The following is a 16,668-nucleotide window of genomic DNA, read 5'->3' as shown; positions in this document are numbered from 1 at the left end:
TAGAGTAAGGGCCATGTCAACGCCCAATTACCCTTCCTCGTCACGCAGCGCTGCCGCCCTGGCATGGCCGGCCGCGCTGGCCCTGGCCGCCGCCATGGGGATAGGCCGGTTCGCCTTCACGCCGGTCTGGCCCCTGATGGCCCAGGAAACCGGCCTGTCGCTATCCCAGGGCAGCTGGCTGGCTTCGGCCAACTACGCGGGGTATCTGCTGGGCGCGCTGGCTGCGGTCGCCTGGCCCATCCGCCGGCTGCGGGGCACGCTGGCGGCCAGCCTGCTGGCAGTGGCCCTGCTGACGCTGGCCATGCCTGTCTGGCATGGCATGGCGGTCTGGTGCGCGCTGCGACTGGCCGCCGGCTACGCCAGCGCCAGCGCCTTCATCTGCGTGGCGGCGTGGCGGGCGGTGCCCGCGGGCGATCCGCGCGAGGCGGGCGCGTCCGCAGTGACCTACGCCGGCGTGGGCGCGGGCATTGCGCTGACGGGGCTGGCCTGCCTGGCGCTGGCAGCCTGGGACGCGCGCGCCGACACGGTCTGGTTCGCGCTGGGGGGGCTGGCGCTGGCCCTGTCCGCGATCGCCTGGCCAGGGTTGCGCCGCCAGGCGGCGCCAATGCCAGCGCAATCGGCCAGCGCCGCCGCACCCGCCGCCCGGCTGCCACGCGACATCCCCGCGCTGGCGCTGCACTATGGCGCGTTCGGCGTGGGCTACATCATTCCGGCCACCTTCCTGCCGGCGATGGCGAAGGAAATCATTCCCGACCCGGCCATCTTCGGCTGGGCCTGGCCCCTGTTCGGCATGGCCGCAGCGGTGTCCTGCCTGCTGGTGCCCCGCCTGGCACGGGGCCGCGACAGCGTGCAAGTCTGGCGCGCCGCCCAGGCGCTCATGGCGCTGGGCATGCTGGCCGTGGCGCTATGGCACCACATCGCCGCCGTGATCGTGGCCGCGGTGCTGGTGGGCGGCACCTTCATGGTGATTACGCAGGCGGGAATGCTGGCCGCCAGGCGTTCGGCCGGCGCCGCCGCGCCGCGCGCGGCGGCCCTCATGACCGCGGCTTTCGCCGCCGGCCAGATCCTGGGACCGCTGTTGGCGTCCTGGGCGGCGCATTGGGGCGCCGGGCTGCCGCAAGTGCTGGCGGCCAGCGCGGCACTGTTGGCGTTGTCCGCATGGCGTTTGGGAAAGATCACGACAGATGACGTGGCCGCTGGGCATAATGCGATCGGCCCGCGGGCCCGTTCACATTAAAAAAACAAAACCAGGAGTCATCTGTATGAAAGCATTGCGTCCCCTTATTGCCGCCCTGGCAGCCACCGCCGCCTTCAGCGGCGCCGCCCAGGCCCAGACCGCCGACTGGCCGGCCAAGCCCATCACCATGATCGTGCCCTACGCGCCGGGCGGCTTCGCCGACACCCGCGTACGCCTTTTGGCGCGCAAGCTGGGCGACACGCTGGGCCAGCCCATCGTGGTCGAGAACAAGGCAGGCGCCGGCGGCGTGGTCGGCACCAACCTGATCGCGCGCGCGGCGCCGGACGGCTACACCATCGGCACCGGCAATCTGGCGCCCATGGCGGTCAACCCGACGCTGATGAAGGACATGCCCTACGATCCGCAAAAGGATCTGGCCCCGATCATCCTGATCGAAAACAGCCCGCTGGTGCTGAGCGTGAACAACGAACTGCCGGTGAAGACGCTGGCGGACCTGATCGCGCTGGCCAAGAAGCAGCCCGGCAAGCTGTCCTTCGGCTCGTCCGGCGTGGGCGGCGCGCACCACCTGTCCGGCGAAATGTTCCGCGAACAGGCCAAGATCGACATCGTCCACGTCCCGTACAAGGGCGGCAGCCTGGCCGCGACGGACCTCATGGGCGGCCATATCTCGATGATGTTCGAAATGGGCTATTCCGCGTTGCCCGCGATCCAGGGCGCCAAGATCCACCCCATCGCGGTCACGTCCGCCAAGCGCCTGGCCGTGCTGCCCGACGTGCCAACCATGGCCGAATCCGGCCTGCCGGGCTTCGAGTCCTACAACTGGCAGGGCATCGTCGCCCCCGCCGGCACGCCCGCGCCCATCATCGCCAAGCTCAACGCCGAGTTCAACCGCATCCTGAAGGAACCGGACGTGCAGAAGGCCATCGCCGACACCGGCAGCCAGGCGGGCGGCGGCACGCCCGAGGAATTCGGCGCCTTCATCAAGAGCGAAACCGAGAAGTGGGCCCACGTCATCAAGGCTGGGAACATCCAGCTTCAGTAACCTTCCAGGAGTAATTCCATGGCTACCCGTCTGATTGATCTGCTCAAGCTGCACCATCCCATCGTCCAGGCCCCCATGGCCGGCGGCGCCACGACGGTGGAGCTGGTTTCCGAAGCATCGAAGGCGGGAGTCCTGGGTTCGCTCGGGGCGGCCTATATGAGTCCCGAGCAGATCGAGGCGGCGGCGCGCGACATCCGTGCGCGCACGCCGCTCCCGTTCGCCATCAATCTGTTCGCGTCGGTGCCGGAAGAACCCATGCGCGGCGACGCCAGTCGCATGCTGGCGCTGATGGCGCGCTACCACCAGCAGCTGGGCCTGCCGGCGCCCGCCGCGCCCGGCCCGCAAGCCGATCCGCTGCCGCAGCAGATCGAAGCCATCCTGCGGGTGCGTCCGGCCGTCTTCAGCTTCACCTTCGGCCGCATGCCGGCCGCGGCCATCGCGCGCTGCCGCGAACTGGGCATTCTGACCGTGGGCACCGCGACCACCGTGCGCGAAGCGGTGGCCCTTGAAGCGGACGGCGTGGACGCCATCGTGGCGCAAGGCGCCGAGGCCGGCGGCCACCGCGGCACCTTCCTGGACGGTTTCGAGGAATCGCTGATCGGCACCATGGCGCTGGTGCCCCAGGTGGCCGACGCAGTCTCTGTCCCTGTTATTGCATCTGGCGGCATCATGGACGGCCGCGGTATCGCCGCCGCCTTGGCCCTGGGCGCCGATCTGGCACAAATGGGGACGGCCTTCTTGACGACCGAGGAATCCGGCATCAATGAAGCCTACAAGGCGCTGCTGCCCGCCTCCCGGGCGGAACAGTCGCGGGTGACCCGTGCGTTTTCGGGCCGGCCCGCCCGCGGCATCGAAAACGCCTTCATGCGCGAGGCCGACGCGATTGCGGCCGACATCCTGCCTTACCCCCTGCAGAACGCGTTGACGCGCCCCATGCGCACGGCGGGCGGCAAGGCCGGCAACACCGACATGCTGTCCCTGTGGGCCGGCCAGGGCGCGCCGCTCGCGCGGCGCGAGACCACCGCCGACCTGGTCGCGCGGCTGGCCCGGGAGACCGCGGCGGCGCAGGCGCGCCGCTGAGCATATTGTTCCCTGAACCGAAAACACTGTTCCACGCGCGGGCTCTCGCGTTGTGATTACAAAGCGTCGGGCTACAATGGCGCCTCGCCGCCGGGAGCCCAGGCCCGACCTCGCCCCCGGCATATGAGTAACAGGGCGCTTCCCGACGCCGCCTGTCTTCGCCGCGCCGGCCATGAATTTTGCCGGTCGCATCGACCGGACAGCAGGGCAAGCTCCGCCGCCGAAACACCCTTTCGTTGCCCATGCCCGCTCAAACCAGCAAGACCCCGGAATTCGCCCTGCGCCTGGAAGGTGTGGCGCTAGGCTATGGTGATTTCACCGTCTTGCGCGACATTTCCATGGACGTGCGCGCCGGCCAGGTGGTCGCCATCATGGGCGGCTCGGGTTCGGGCAAGACCACGCTGTTGCGCGCGGCCACCGGCCAGCTCACCGCGCAGCGGGGCCGGGTGCTGGCCTTCGGCCAGGACATGGCCCACGTCAGCCGCACCGAACTGCAATCGCTGCGCACGCGCATGGGCGTCCTATTTCAGCAGGGCGCGCTTTTCACTGACCTGAACGTTTTCGAGAACGTGGCCTTCCCGCTGCGCGAACACACCAAGCTGGCGGAGCCCGAAGTCACCGAGCGCGTGCTGGACAAGCTCGACGCCGTCGGCCTGCGCGCAGCCGCGCACCTGAAAGTGGCGGAAATCTCCGGCGGCATGGCCCGGCGCGTGGCGCTGGCCCGCGCCGTCGTGCTGGAACCCGAACTCATTCTGTATGACGAGCCGTTTGCGGGGCTGGACCCGATCTCGCTGGGCATTACCGCGCGCCTGATCCGCAACCTGGCCGACCGCCTCGGCTGCGCCTCGGTGCTGATCACGCACGACGTGCATGAATCGTTTGCCATCGCGGACCAGGTGTACCTGGTCGGCCAGGGCAAGCTTGCCGCGGCCGGCACCCCCGAAATGCTGTCGGCCTCGCAAGACCCCTACGTGCAACAGTTCCTCAAAGGGGAGCCCGACGGCCCCGTCGCGTTCCAATATCCCGAGACGCCCGCTTTCAAGAAGTGGCTTTCGCAACAGGAGGGCCGCCGCGCATGAGCGGATCCAACAACGCCATCGGTGCGCTGGGCGGCTGGGTGCGCAACCGCGTTTCCGGCATCGGCTACTTCACCCGGTTCTTCGGCGCCATGCTCGCTCGCAGCGGCATTGCGCTGTCGCGTCCGCGGCTGGTGTCGCAGCAGGTCCATTTCATCGGCAACTACTCGCTGCTCATCATTGCCGTTTCCGGCATGTTCGTGGGCTTCGTGCTGGGGCTGCAAGGCTATTACACGCTGAACCGCTACGGCTCTGAAGAAGCGCTGGGCTTGCTGGTGGCCCTGTCGCTGGTGCGGGAACTGGGACCCGTGGTCACGGCGCTGCTGTTCGCGGGCCGTGCGGGCACCTCTCTCACGGCCGAAATCGGCCTGATGAAAGCCGGCGAGCAACTCGCGGCCATGGAAGTCATGGCCGTCGACCCCATCCGCCGCGTGCTGGTGCCGCGTCTGTGGGGCGGCATCATCGCCATGCCCATCCTGGCGGCGGTGTTCTCCATGGTGGGCATCCTGGGCGGCTGGGTCGTGGGCGTGCTGCTGATCGGCGTGGACGCCGGCGCGTTCTGGTCGCAGATGCAAAACGGCGTCGACGTCTGGAAAGACGTGGCCAATGGCGTCATCAAGAGCCTGGTCTTCGGCGTCACCGTGACGCTGGTCGCGCTCTATGAGGGCTGGCAAGCCAAGCCCACCCCCGAAGGCGTTGCCCGCGCGACCACGCGCACCGTGGTGGTGGGCTCCCTGGCGGTACTTGGGCTGGACTTCCTGCTCACCGCCTTGATGTTTGGAAATTGATACGGATCGATCATGTCTCGCGAAAAAACCGACTTCTGGGTAGGCCTGTTTGTATTGCTGGGCGCGGTCGCGCTGGCGTTCCTGGCGTTGCGCGCCGGCAACTTGAGCACCTTTTCTTTCGCCCCGACCTATACGCTGACGGCCAACTTCGATAACGTAGGCGGCCTCAAGGTGCGCGCGCCCGTCAAGAGCGCGGGGGTCGTCGTGGGCCGGGTTGCCGGCATCTCGTTCGATGACAAGACCTTCCAGGCGATCGTCTCGGTCAACCTGGAAACGGCCTATCAGTTCCCCAAGGACACTTCGGCGTCCATCCTGACGTCGGGCCTGCTGGGTGAACAATACCTGGGCCTGACCGCGGGCAGCGAAGAGGAAAACTTTGTCGACGGCGGCAAGATCCGCTACACGCAAAGCGCCGTGGTGCTTGAACAACTGATCAGCCAGTTCCTGTACGGGTCGGCCGAGAAGCAAGGCTCGAGCGCGCCGGAACCCGCCGCGAAAACGCCAAATTAAAGACAATGCGACAGACGCGGTAACAGCAGCGCGTCCAAGGTACGCAATATCATAAGAATCGTTGATAGGGATGCCCTGATCATGAATAAGAAAACCATTTGCAGGATTGCCACCGTTGCCGCCGCGGGCGCGCTGATGGCAGGCTGCGCCGCGCCGCAGAACCCGGATCCCCGCGATCCCTGGGAAGGCTTCAACCGGGGCGTCTACAAATTCAACGACACCGTCGACCGTGCCGTCTTCAAGCCGGTGGCGCAGGCCTACACCTTCGTCACGCCGCAGCCGGTGCGCAGCTGCGTGCACAACATCTTCAGCAACGTCGGTGACCTCTGGTCCGGCGCCAACAGCTTCCTGCAGGGCCGCGGCCACGACTTCGTCAACACGCTGGGCCGCTTCCTGTTCAACACCACCATGGGCGTGGGCGGCTGCTTCGACGTCGCCTCGGCCAACGGCGCGCGCCGCATCCCGAACGACTTCGGCACCACGCTGGGCGTGTGGGGCTTCAGCCAGGGTCCGTACCTGGTGCTGCCGTTCTTCGGCTCGTCGTCGGTACGCGACGGCGCTGGCCTGATCGGCGACTACGCGGGCACCACCTACGGCTACATGGGCGTCGATTCCATCGACAACGTGCGCCTGCGCAACTCGCTGTGGGGCCTGCGCGTGGTGGACACGCGCGCCAGCCTGCTGAGCGCCACCGACACCATCGACCGCGTCGCGCTCGATCCCTACAGCTTCGTGCGCGACGCCTATCTGCAGCGCCGCGCCGCCATGGTGCTGGGCCAGAAGGTGGACGACGAGTCCTCGCTGCCCAACTACGAAGACGACGAGGACGACGCCGCCCCCGCCGCGCAGCCGGCGGCTCAACCCGCGGCGCAACCTGCGGCCAAGTAAGCCGCGGGGTGCGCCCCAGTACAAGTAAGGAGTTTTGATGCGAGTTTCCTTTGTTTCCCTGCTGCAGCGTCTGGTTTTCACGGGCCTCGTGGCTCTGGGCCTGAGCGCCGGCGCGCAGGCCAAACCCGACCCCAACGGTTCTCCCGACCAGTTCGTGCTCGCCGCGGCCAACGAGGCCCTGGACGTGCTGAAGGCCGACGGCGCCGTCAAGGCGGGCAACACCGCCCGCATCAACCAGGTCGTCAACGAGCACATCCTGCCCTACGTCAACTTCCAGAAGACCACGCGCCTGGCCGCCGGCCGCTACTGGCGCCAGGCCAACGATGTGCAGAAAAAGGAACTGGCCGAGGCCTTCCGCGGCACGCTGGTGCGCACCTACAGCGGCGCGCTGACCCGCGTCACGTCCAGCACCACGGTGCGCGCACTGCCGTTCCGCGGCGACCCCAAAGCCGACGACGTGGTCGTGCGCACCCTGATCTCCCAGGGCAACGACCAGCCGGTGGGCGTCGACTACCGCCTGGAAAAGACGGGCCAAGGCTGGAAGATCTATGACATGAACGTCGAAGGCATCTGGCTCATCGAGAACTACCGCAACCAGTTCGCGCAGCAGATCAACCGCGACGGCATCGACGGCCTGATCAAGGCGTTGAACCAACGCAACCAATGATCGGCCTTGCGGCTGTCGCGGCCCGGCGCGCCCCAGTGGCCCGCCGGGCCGATTCTTTTAGGGACAGACCAGTCGGATACCCGGGGGAATGCCAGGGCTACCGGCCGGAACGGCAGCGACGCGCTTATATAATGATCAATTCGCTCTTTTCGGGCCATCTCCCGCCGTCATGTCCGCCGTCAGTCTAGAAAACGTCTCCAAGGTCTACTCCCCGCGCCAGCGCGGCTGGCAGAAGCTGCTCGGGCGCGCGCCCGCCGCCGGCTTCCAGGCGCTGGACAATGTCAGCCTGAATATCGAGCACGGCGAGTTCTTCGGCCTGCTCGGCCCCAATGGCGCCGGCAAGACCACGCTGATCTCGATCCTGGCCGGCTTGGCGCACGCCAGTTCGGGCCGCGCCACGGTCTGTGGATACGACGTCGTGGCCGACTACAAGTCGGCGCGGCGGGCTTTGGGCGTGGTGCCGCAAGAGCTGGTCTACGACCCGTTCTTCACGGTGCGCGAGACCCTGCGCATCCAGTCCGGCTATTTCGGCCTGCGCAAGAACGACGACTGGATCGACGAAATCCTGTTCAACCTGGGGCTGGCCGACAAGGCCAACTCCAATATGCGGGCGCTGTCCGGCGGCATGAAGCGCCGCGTGCTGGTGGCCCAGGCGCTGGTGCACCGTCCGCCCGTGATCGTGCTGGACGAACCCACCGCCGGCGTCGACGTGGACCTCCGGCGCACGCTGTGGGAATTCATTTCGCGCCTGAACAAGGCCGGCCACACCATCATGCTGACCACCCACTACCTGGAAGAAGCGGAAGCCCTGTGCGGCCGCATCGCCATGCTCAAGCGCGGCCGCATCGTGGCGCTGGACACCACCCAGGCCCTGATGGCCCGCGTCGGCGGGGTCGACCTGGAAGACGCCTTCGTGCGCATCATGCACGAAGGCGACGAGCAACCCGCGCCCGCCCTGCAACCCGAAGAGATCTCGTCATGACCCAGCCCGCCGCGACCGCCAGCCAGCCGCTGGTGCAGCCCCGCCTGGATGCGGGCTCCGGCTTCCCGACCTTGCTGCGCAAGGAATTGCTGCGCTTCTGGAAAGTCAGCTTCCAGACCATCGCCGCGCCCGTCATCACCGCGCTGCTGTACCTGCTGGTCTTCGCCCACGTGCTGGAAGGGCGCGTCATGGTGTATGGCAGCGTGCCCTACACGGCGTTCCTGATTCCCGGGCTCATGATGATGAGCATGCTGCAGAACGCCTTCGCCAATCCCTCGTCGTCGCTGATCCAGAGCCGCATCACGGGCAACCTGGTCTTCATGCTGCTGCCGCCGCTGTCGCACCGCGACATCTTCGCCGCCTATGTGCTGGCGGCGATCGTGCGCGGCCTCGCGGTCGGGCTGTGCGTGTGGGTGGTGGCGCTGTTCTTCGTGTCGCTGATTCCCGCCCACCCGCTGTGGCTGGCCGTCTTCGCCGTGCTGGCCTGCGGCATCATGGGCGTGCTGGGCCTGATCGCGGGCCTCTGGTCCGAAAAATTCGACCAGCTCGCGGCCTTCCAGAACTTCCTCATCATGCCGGCCACCTTCCTGTCCGGCGTGTTCTATTCCATCCACACGCTCCCCGCCTTCTGGCAGGGCGTGTCCCATTGGAACCCCATCTTCTACACCATCGACGGCTTCCGCTACGGATTCTTCTCGGTGTCGGACGTCTCCCCCTGGCGCAGCCTGGCGGTGGTGACGGGGGTGTTCCTCGCGCTATCGCTCTATGCGCTGCGGCTACTGGCCAGCGGCTACAAACTCAGGAACTGACGTCCATGCTTCCCACTCCCGCGCAAGTCCGCCAATACATCGCGGACGGCCTGCCCTGTGAACACCTAGACGTGCAAGGCGACGGCTCGCATTTCGACGCGGTCATCGTCAGCACTGCCTTCGAAGGCAAGCGCCTGATCCAGCGCCACCAGCTGGTCTATGCCGCGCTCGGCGACCGCATGAAGGCCGAGATCCATGCGCTGTCCATGCGCACCCTGACTCCCGCCGAATACCAGCAAGCAGGCAAGTAATGGACAAGCTACGCATCACCGGAGGTTCGCGCCTGCAAGGCGAAATCTCCATCTCCGGCGCCAAGAACTCGGCCCTGCCCATCCTGTGCGCAGGCCTGCTGACCGCCGACGTGCTGACCCTCAGCAACGTGCCGCACCTGAACGACACGGCCACCATGCTGCGCCTGCTGGGCCGCATGGGCATGCGCGCCGAGCGTGACGCGGACGGCACGGTCACGCTGCAGGCCAACCAGGTCGACAAGCTGGAAGCTCCCTACGATCTGGTCAAGACCATGCGGGCGTCCATCCTGGTGCTGGGCCCTCTGCTGGCGCGCTTCGGCGAAGCCCGCGTCAGCCTGCCCGGCGGCTGCAGCATTGGCCAGCGCCCCGTGGACCAGCACATCAAGGGCCTGGCCGCGCTGGGCGCGGAAATCAGCATCGAACACGGCTTCGTGGTGGCGCGCGCCAAGCGCCTGAAGGGCGCCTCCGTGCGCACCGACATGGTCACCGTCACCGGCACCGAGAACCTGCTGATGGCCGCCGTGCTGGCCGAAGGCCGGACCGTGCTGGAAAACGCCGCCTGCGAACCGGAAGTGGTGGACCTGGCCGAACTGCTCATCAAGATGGGCGCTCGCATCCAGGGCCACGGCACCAGCCGCATCGTGATCGACGGCGTCGAGTGCCTGCACGGCGCCGAACACCGCGTCATCTCCGACCGCATCGAAGCCGGCACCTTCCTGTGCGCCGTCGGCGCGGCGGGCGGCGACATCGTCCTGCGCAATACCGACGCGGACATCCTCGGCGCCACGCTGGGCAAGCTGACCGAGGCCGGCCTCACCATCGAGACCGGCCCCGACTGGATCCGCTGTGCCATGTCCTCGCGCCCTCGCGCCGTGGGCTTTCGCACGCTGGAGTACCCCGGCTTCGCCACCGACATGCAGGCCCAGGTCATGGCGCTGAACGCCGTGGCCGAAGGCACCTCGGTCGTCGTCGAGACCATCTTCGAAAACCGCTACATGCACGTGCAGGAACTGCGCCGCATGGGCGCGGACATCGACATCGACGGCCACACCGCCATCGTGCGCGGCGTGCCGAAGCTGTCGGGCGCCACCGTCATGGCCACCGACCTGCGCGCCTCGGCCAGCTTGGTCATCGCCGGCCTCGCGGCCGAAGGCGAAACCCTCGTCGACCGCATCTACCACCTGGATCGCGGCTACGACCAGATGGAAGTCAAACTGCGCGCCCTGGGCGCGAACATCCAACGCGTCACCAAGGAACAGGCATGAACGATGCCACCGTCATCCCCCCCTTGACCCTGGCCCTGTCCAAAGGGCGCATCTTCGAAGAAACCATGCCGCTCTTGGCCGAGGCCGGCATCGAAGTCCCCGAGAATCCCGAAAGCTCGCGCAAGCTGATCCTGCCCACCAGCGACCCCGGCCTGCGCCTGATCATCGTGCGCGCCTCGGACGTGCCCACCTATGTGCAGTACGGCGCGGCCGACCTCGGCATCGCGGGCAAGGACGTGCTCATCGAGCACGCCAAGGAGCAGCCCGGCGGCCTGTATCAGCCGATCGACCTGAACATCGCCAAGTGCCGCCTGGCCGTGGCCGTGCGCAAGGGCTTCGACTACGAAGGCGCCGTCCACCAGGGCGCGCGTTTGCGCGTGGCCACCAAATACGTGCAGTCAGCCCGTGAACACTTCGCGGCCAAGGGTGTGTACGTGGACATCATCAAGCTGTATGGTTCGATGGAACTGGCGCCGCTGGTGGGACTGGCCGACTGCATCGTGGACCTGGTGTCCACCGGCGGCACCCTGCGCGCCAACGACCTGGTCGCGGTGGAAGACATCATGCCGATCTCCTCGCGCCTGATCGTCAACCAGGCCGCGCTGAAGACCCGCGGCGCCCGCCTGCAACCGCTGCTGGACGCCTTCGAAAGAGCCGCTGCCCGCAACGCCTGACCCTCGCCCGCCGCGACGCCGCGGCGGCCGTTACCTGCTTGCTCCATGACGCCATGGCCCTGATCAATCGTCTCGACTCCCGCGATCCCGGATTCAAATCCGCCCTGTCCACGCTGCTGGCCTTCGAAGCCACCGAGGACGAATCCATCGACCGCGCCGCGGCCGGCATCCTGGCCGACGTGCGCGCCCGCGGCGACGCCGCGCTGGTGGAATACACGCAGCGCTTTGACCGCATGCCCGGCGCATCGGCCCAGACGCTGGAGATCCCCAAGGCGGACTGGCAGGCGGCCCTGGCCGCGCTGCCCGCCGCTCAGCGCAACGCGCTGGAAGCCGCCGCCGACCGCGTGCGCAGCTACCACGAACGCCAGCGCGCCGAGACCTGGACCTACACGGATGCCGACGGCACCATGCTGGGCCAGCAGGTGACTCCGCTGGACCGCGTGGGCCTGTATGTGCCCGGCGGCAAGGCCGCCTATCCGTCCTCGGTGCTGATGAACGCCATTCCGGCCAAGGTCGCGGGCGTGCAGGAACTGGTCATGGTCACGCCCACGCCGGACGGCGTGCGCAATCCCATCGTGCTGGCCGCCGCGGCCATCGCCGGCGTGGACCGCGTCTTCGCCATCGGCGGCGCGCAGGCCGTGGGCGCGCTGGCCTACGGCACCGCCACCGTGCCGGCCGTGGACAAGATCGTCGGCCCGGGCAACGCCTACGTCGCCGCCGCCAAGCGCCGCGTGTTCGGCGTCGTCGGCATCGACATGATCGCCGGCCCCAGCGAAATCCTGGTCATCTGCGACGGCAAGACGCCGGCCGACTGGATCGCCATGGACCTGTTCTCCCAGGCCGAGCACGATGAACTGGCGCAATCCATCCTGCTGTGCCCGGACGCCGCCTTCATCGAAGAAGTGCAGGCCTCGATCGAACGCCTGTTGCCCACCATGCCGCGCGCCGACATCCTGCGCGTCAGCCTGGCCAACCGCGGCGCGCTGATCCTGGTCCAGGATCTCGAAGAAGCCTGCCGGATCGCCAACGACATCGCGCCCGAGCACCTCGAGATCTCCACCGAGAACCCCGAAAAATGGACCGCGCAGATCCGCCACGCAGGCGCCATCTTCATGGGCCGCTTCAGCTCCGAATCGCTGGGCGACTACTGCGCCGGTCCCAACCACGTGCTGCCGACCTCGCGCACTGCGCGCTTTTCCTCGCCGCTGGGCGTCTATGACTTCCAGAAGCGCTCCAGCCTGATCCAGGTTTCGCATCAGGGCGCCCAGAAGCTGGGCCGCATCGCCGCCGAACTGGCGCTGGGCGAGGGCTTGCAGGCGCATGCCGCCAGCGCCCAATACCGGATCGACCAGCCATGAGCGTGCCGGGCCGCATCGCCGGCACCGTCCGGGCGGACATCCGCGAGCTGGCCGCCTATCCCGTGGCCCATGCCGAGGGCTGCATCAAGCTCGACGCCATGGAATGCCCCTACGAACTGCCCGAGGCGGTTCGCGACGACATCGCCCGCGCCGTGCGCGACACGCCGCTGAACCGTTACCCCGCGGCTGACCTGTCGGCGCTGCAAGCGGCCGTGAAAACGGCCTTCGGCGTGCCGGATGGGGCAGACGTGCTGTTCGGCAACGGCTCGGACGAGCTCATCCACATCGTGGTGCAGGCCTGCTGCAATCCGGGTGACACGGTGCTGTCGCCCTGGCCGTCGTTCGTCTACTTCGACATGGCCGCGCGCTTCGACCACGCCCGCTTCGTCGGCGTGCCGCTGACGGCCGACCTGACCCTGGACTTGCCGGCCATGCTGGCCGCCATCCAGGAACACCAGCCCAAGGTGGTGTTCCTGGCCGTGCCCAATAACCCCACCGGCGGCCTCTGGTCCGATGAGGATGTAGCGGCCATCATCGCCTCCGCCCCCGGCCTGGTGGTGCTGGACGAGGCCTACCAGCCCTTCGCCGGCCACACCTGGATGCCGCGGGTGCTGGACGCGCCGAACGTGGTCGTCATGCGCACGGTGTCCAAGATCGGCCTGGCCGGCCTGCGCTTCGGCTACCTGGCCGGCCACCCAGCCTGGATCGCGGAACTGAACAAGGTCCGCCCGCCCTACAACCTGGACGTGCTGACCCAGGCCACGCTGTCGGCCGTGCTGCGCCACAAGCCGGTGCTGGACGAACAGGCCGCCCGCCTGCGTGCAGACCGCGAACCGCTGGCCGCCGCCCTGGCCCAACTGCCCGGGGTGCGGGTATTCCCTTCCGCCGGCAACTTCGTTCTTGCCCGCTTTTCCGGCAAGCTGGACGGCAACGCCGTGCATCTTGCCCTGAAAACGCGCAAAATATTGATTCGCAACTTCTCCAACGCCCATCCGCTGCTGGCCGACTGCCTGCGCATCTCGGTGGGCGCCCCGGCCGAAAACGCCGCCTTGCTATCCGCCCTGCAAGAGATTTTGAGTGCTTAACATGCGTACCGCTGAGATCACCCGCAACACCAACGAAACCCGCATCCGCGTGGCCGTCAATATCGACGGCACCGGCAAGCAGACGATCGACACCGGCGTGCCGTTCCTGGACCACATGCTGGACCAGATCGCCCGCCACGGCCTGATCGACCTCGACATCAAGGCGGAAGGCGATCTGCACATCGACGCGCACCATACGGTGGAAGACGTGGGCATCACGCTGGGCATGGCCATCGCCAAGGCGGTCGGCACCAAGGCCGGCCTGCGCCGCTACGGTCATGCCTACGTGCCGCTGGACGAAGCGCTGTCGCGCGTGGTGGTGGACTTCTCCGGCCGCCCGGGCCTGGAATACCACATCCCCTTCACCCGCGCCCGCATCGGCGACTTCGACGTGGACCTGACGCGCGAATTCTTCCAGGGCCTGGTCAACCACGCCCTGATCACGCTGCACATCGACAACCTGCGCGGCGTCAACGCCCACCACCAGGCGGAAACGGTCTTCAAGGCCTGTGGCCGCGCCCTGCGCATGGCCATGGAAGTCGATCCCCGCATGGGCGACGTCGTGCCCTCCACCAAGGGCGTGCTGTAACACCTCCGCCATCCACCCGCAGCAGGCAGAAAGAAGTGACCACTATCGCCATCGTCGACTACGGAATGGGCAATTTCCATTCCGTCGCCCGCGCCCTGAAATACGCCGCCCCCGATGCCGACATCCGCATCTGCAGCCAGCCCCAGGAAATCGCCGCGGCCGACCGCGTCGTGTTTCCCGGCCAGGGCGCCATGGCGGACTGCATGCGCACCCTGAACGAATCCGGCCTGCGCGAGGCCGTGGTGCGCGCCGCGCGCGAGAAGCCTCTGCTGGGCGTCTGCGTGGGCGAACAGATGCTGTTCGATTCCAGCGAGGAAGGCGGCACCTCCTGCCTGGGGCTGTTCCCCGGCGTGGTGCGCCGCTTCTCGGGCCCCGGCTTTGCCGATCCCGTCAGCGATGACGCGGCCTGCCTGACCGACGCCGGCGGCGCCGGACTGGCCGACACCCGCCCCGAGCGCCTCAAGGTCCCGCACATGGGATGGAACAAAGTGCGCCAGACGCGCTCTCATCCTATCTGGGCCGGCATTCCGGACGAAACGCACTTCTATTTCGTCCATAGCTACTACGCCGACCCGGAAGATCCGGACCTGACTGTTGGTGAAACCGAGTATGGCCTTGCCTTTACCTGCGCGGTGGCGGCAGCTAACATTTTCGCGGTGCAGTTTCATCCCGAAAAGAGCGCCGAGCACGGTTTGCGCCTGTATCGCAATTTTGTAGACTGGCAGCCGTAGGCTCCGAGCCCACGCCCGCCAGCCCTTTCAACCCATATATTTTTTCGCTGCCCACCATGCTGCTGATCCCCGCCATCGATCTCAAAGACGGGCGCTGCGTGCGCCTGCGCCAGGGTGACCTGGACGATGCAACGGTGTTCTCTGAAGACCCCGCCGCCATGGCCACACGCTGGCTCGACCAAGGCGCTCGCCGCCTGCATCTGGTCGACCTGAACGGCGCCGTCGCCGGCAAACCCAAGAACGAAGCCCCCATCAAGGCGATCCTGGACGCTGTCGGCGACGACATCCCCGTGCAGATCGGCGGCGGCATCCGCGACCTCGACACCATCGAACGCTACCTCGACGCCGGCATCTCCTACGTGATCATCGGCACGGCCGCGGTCAAGAATCCCGGCTTCCTGCAGGACGCCTGCGGCGCCTTCCCGGGCCAGATCATCGTCGGCCTGGACGCCCGCGACGGCAAGATCGCCACCGACGGCTGGAGCAAGCTGACCCGCCACGACGTGCTCGACCTGGCCAAGAAGTTCGAGGACTACGGCTGCGAAGCCATCATCTACACGGACATCGGCCGCGACGGCATGCTGTCCGGCGTCAACGTCGAAGCCACGGTCCGCCTGGCCCAGCACGTGCGCATCCCGGTCTACGCATCGGGCGGCATCGCCGGCATCCAGGACATCGAAGCTCTCTGCGCCGTCGAGGAAGACGGCGTCGAAGGCGCCATCCTGGGCCGCAGCATCTACGAAGGCACGCTCGACTTCCAAGCGGCGCAGGCACGCGCCGACGAACTGGCAAAATGACCACCTCCAGCAGCACCCCCGCGGCCGGCGCGCCCGTGCAAAGCGCGCTGACCCGCCGCATCATTCCCTGCCTTGACGTCACCGCGGGCCGCGTCGTCAAGGGCGTGAACTTCGTCAACCTGCTCGACGCGGGCGACCCCGTCGAGATCGCCCGCCGCTACAACGAACAGGGCGCCGACGAACTCACCTTCCTCGACATCACCGCCACCAGCGACGGCCGCGACCTGATCCTGCCCATCATCGAGCAGGTGGCCTCGCAGGTCTTCATTCCGCTGACGGTGGGCGGCGGCGTGCGCCAGGTGTCCGACATCCAGCGCCTGCTGAATGCCGGCGCCGACAAGATCAGCATCAACAGCGCCGCCGTGGCCAATCCGGAACTGGTCCGGGCCGCCTCGGACTACCACGGCTCGCAATGCGTGGTGGTGGCGATCGACGCGCGCCGCGTCTCGGCCGCGGGCGAACCCGCCCGCTGGGAAGTCTTCACCCACGGCGGCCGCAAGGCCACCGGGCTGGACGCCGTGGCCTGGGCGCGCCGCATGGCCGCCTACGGCGCCGGCGAAATCCTGCTGACCAGCATGGACCGTGACGGCACCAAGTCCGGTTTCGACCTGGAACTCACCCGCGCCGTCTCGGACGCCGTGCCCGTGCCCGTCATCGCCTCCGGCGGCGTGGGCAACCTGCAGCATCTGGCCGACGGCGTCACCACCGGCCGCGCCAGCGCGGTGCTGGCCGCCAGCATCTTCCACTTCGGCCAGCACACTGTGGGCGAGTGCAAGCACTTCATGGCTGAGCAGGGCATCCCGGTCCGGATGTAGCCCCCCGAAGCGCCTGCGGCGCTTCCCCCCCAGGGGGGCGCCGCAGCGGACCGGCAGAGCCCG

The 16,668-nt window shown here is 67.7% G+C and carries 19 protein-coding genes; all 19 read left to right on the top strand.

All coding sequences use genetic code 11. The annotated features are described in order from the left end of the window. Positions 1–13: 13 nt before the first annotated feature. The 19 genes from IB257_RS08520 (at position 14) to hisF (ending at position 16,605) form a co-directional block, all read left to right on the top strand. Positions 14–1,237 carry a YbfB/YjiJ family MFS transporter gene (locus IB257_RS08520; protein WP_192330602.1) on the top strand — a complete coding sequence of 408 codons (1,224 nt, stop codon included), beginning with the start codon at positions 14–16 and terminating at the stop codon, positions 1,235–1,237. 25 nt (positions 1,238–1,262) lie between these two features. Next, the gene (locus IB257_RS08515) at positions 1,263–2,240 is read left to right on the top strand and encodes a tripartite tricarboxylate transporter substrate binding protein (protein WP_054455477.1); all 978 of its coding nucleotides are present in this window, start codon (positions 1,263–1,265) and stop codon (positions 2,238–2,240) included. An 18-nt stretch (positions 2,241–2,258) separates the two neighbouring features. Beyond that, complete coding sequence (locus IB257_RS08510) at positions 2,259–3,320, top strand: nitronate monooxygenase family protein (RefSeq protein WP_192492178.1); 1,062 nt, start codon at positions 2,259–2,261, stop codon at positions 3,318–3,320. A 242-nt stretch (positions 3,321–3,562) separates the two neighbouring features. After that, positions 3,563–4,399: an ABC transporter ATP-binding protein gene (locus IB257_RS08505; protein WP_054455481.1), complete on the top strand. Its 837-nt coding sequence runs from the start codon at positions 3,563–3,565 to the stop codon at positions 4,397–4,399. Next, positions 4,396–5,184, top strand: a complete 789-nt coding sequence (mlaE, locus tag IB257_RS08500; protein WP_054455483.1) for a lipid asymmetry maintenance ABC transporter permease subunit MlaE — start codon at positions 4,396–4,398, stop codon at positions 5,182–5,184. The genes IB257_RS08505 and mlaE overlap by 4 nt, the downstream gene beginning before the upstream one ends. Positions 5,185–5,196: 12 nt before the next feature. After that, the gene (gene mlaD / locus IB257_RS08495; protein WP_054455485.1) at positions 5,197–5,694 is read left to right on the top strand and encodes an outer membrane lipid asymmetry maintenance protein MlaD; all 498 of its coding nucleotides are present in this window, start codon (positions 5,197–5,199) and stop codon (positions 5,692–5,694) included. 81 nt (positions 5,695–5,775) lie between these two features. Beyond that, complete coding sequence (locus IB257_RS08490; protein WP_054455487.1) at positions 5,776–6,582, top strand: VacJ family lipoprotein; 807 nt, start codon at positions 5,776–5,778, stop codon at positions 6,580–6,582. 37 nt (positions 6,583–6,619) lie between these two features. Beyond that, complete coding sequence (locus tag IB257_RS08485) at positions 6,620–7,249, top strand: phospholipid-binding protein MlaC (protein ID WP_175180349.1); 630 nt, start codon at positions 6,620–6,622, stop codon at positions 7,247–7,249. 169 nt (positions 7,250–7,418) lie between these two features. Continuing rightward, a complete protein-coding gene (locus IB257_RS08480) occupies positions 7,419–8,231 on the top strand; it encodes an ABC transporter ATP-binding protein (RefSeq protein ID WP_054455490.1) in 813 nt (270 codons plus the stop codon). Beyond that, the gene (locus tag IB257_RS08475; RefSeq protein ID WP_042795704.1) at positions 8,228–9,040 is read left to right on the top strand and encodes an ABC transporter permease; all 813 of its coding nucleotides are present in this window, start codon (positions 8,228–8,230) and stop codon (positions 9,038–9,040) included. Before IB257_RS08480 ends, IB257_RS08475 begins: the two co-directional genes overlap by 4 nt. Positions 9,041–9,045: 5 nt before the next feature. Then, the gene (locus tag IB257_RS08470) at positions 9,046–9,291 is read left to right on the top strand and encodes a BolA family protein (protein ID WP_013390953.1); all 246 of its coding nucleotides are present in this window, start codon (positions 9,046–9,048) and stop codon (positions 9,289–9,291) included. Continuing rightward, a complete protein-coding gene (gene murA / locus IB257_RS08465) occupies positions 9,291–10,556 on the top strand; it encodes a UDP-N-acetylglucosamine 1-carboxyvinyltransferase (RefSeq protein ID WP_192492177.1) in 1,266 nt (421 codons plus the stop codon). The genes IB257_RS08470 and murA overlap by 1 nt, the downstream gene beginning before the upstream one ends. Further along, a complete protein-coding gene (gene hisG / locus IB257_RS08460; RefSeq protein WP_054455497.1) occupies positions 10,553–11,230 on the top strand; it encodes an ATP phosphoribosyltransferase in 678 nt (225 codons plus the stop codon). The genes murA and hisG overlap by 4 nt, the downstream gene beginning before the upstream one ends. A 53-nt stretch (positions 11,231–11,283) precedes the next feature. Next, the gene (gene hisD, locus IB257_RS08455) at positions 11,284–12,588 is read left to right on the top strand and encodes a histidinol dehydrogenase (RefSeq protein WP_054455499.1); all 1,305 of its coding nucleotides are present in this window, start codon (positions 11,284–11,286) and stop codon (positions 12,586–12,588) included. Further along, positions 12,585–13,673 (top strand): histidinol-phosphate transaminase, encoded by a 1,089-nt coding sequence (hisC, locus tag IB257_RS08450; protein ID WP_192492176.1) that lies wholly within the window; start codon positions 12,585–12,587, stop codon positions 13,671–13,673. Before hisD ends, hisC begins: the two co-directional genes overlap by 4 nt. Before the next feature lies 1 nt (position 13,674). Continuing rightward, complete coding sequence (hisB, locus tag IB257_RS08445; RefSeq protein WP_013390948.1) at positions 13,675–14,262, top strand: imidazoleglycerol-phosphate dehydratase HisB; 588 nt, start codon at positions 13,675–13,677, stop codon at positions 14,260–14,262. Positions 14,263–14,297: 35 nt separating this feature from the next. Then, entirely contained in the window at positions 14,298–14,993 is a 696-nt protein-coding gene (hisH, locus tag IB257_RS08440; protein ID WP_054455503.1) for an imidazole glycerol phosphate synthase subunit HisH, read from the top strand. A 56-nt stretch (positions 14,994–15,049) separates the two neighbouring features. Beyond that, entirely contained in the window at positions 15,050–15,790 is a 741-nt protein-coding gene (gene hisA, locus IB257_RS08435; RefSeq protein WP_054455505.1) for a 1-(5-phosphoribosyl)-5-[(5-phosphoribosylamino)methylideneamino]imidazole-4-carboxamide isomerase, read from the top strand. Beyond that, entirely contained in the window at positions 15,787–16,605 is an 819-nt protein-coding gene (gene hisF / locus IB257_RS08430) for an imidazole glycerol phosphate synthase subunit HisF (protein WP_119449858.1), read from the top strand. Before hisA ends, hisF begins: the two co-directional genes overlap by 4 nt. The last annotated feature ends 63 nt before the right edge of the window (positions 16,606–16,668 follow it).

Source organism: Achromobacter sp. ACM03, assembly GCF_014851665.1.
GTDB classification, from domain to species: domain Bacteria; phylum Pseudomonadota; class Gammaproteobacteria; order Burkholderiales; family Burkholderiaceae_B; genus Achromobacter; species Achromobacter aegrifaciens.
This window is presented reverse-complemented; position numbering and strand designations above follow the sequence as displayed.